Source organism: Vibrio sp. 704, assembly GCF_033339295.1.
Map to the genome: position 1 here is coordinate 1 of NZ_JAWOUH010000746.1, position 583 is coordinate 583.

At 46.8% G+C, this 583-nt stretch carries 1 protein-coding gene; it reads left to right on the top strand.

Annotated features, from left to right (window positions below):
- A partial coding sequence (locus tag R7R24_RS28875) for a nucleoside recognition domain-containing protein (protein WP_318120481.1) occupies positions 1 to 583 on the top strand: 583 nt, incomplete at both ends.

Here is a 583-nt window from a genome sequence, read left to right on the forward strand (position 1 = left end):
ATCCCTAATCGGTCTTCTGCTGTTTATGGCGCCTATTTCTTACAATGGCGACCTCACTATCCCTGTTGCAGTCATGGCAAAAGTCATTCCTGCCTTACTTGGCGATGCACTTATTGCTATCGTTACCGCTATTATCGCTTTCATGGCTGTCGCTTCTGTACTTTGTAAAATTTTCAAGCCAGCAGCGATCCTTCGTAACGGTTTCTTAAACGGACTTTTCAACCCGTCTCCACTTTGGCTTGTTGTTCGCCTAATCGGTGGTGCTGCGGTATTGATGACGTTCTTCCAAGTAGGTCCAAGAGCGATTTGGGAAGAAAACACCGGCGGCCTTGTTTTAACTGGTCTTCTACCAACGCTATTCGCAGTATTCATTTTTGCTGGCCTTCTGCTTCCTCTACTACTTAACTTCGGTCTTCTAGAGCTATTTGGCGCGCTATTAAGTAAAGTAATGCGTCCGGTATTTAACCTACCTGGCCGTAGTGCGATCGACTGTATGGCATCATGGTTGGGTGATGGCAGTGTGGGCATCCTACTGACAAGCAAGCAGTACGAAAACAAGTTCTACACTCAACGTGAAGCGGCA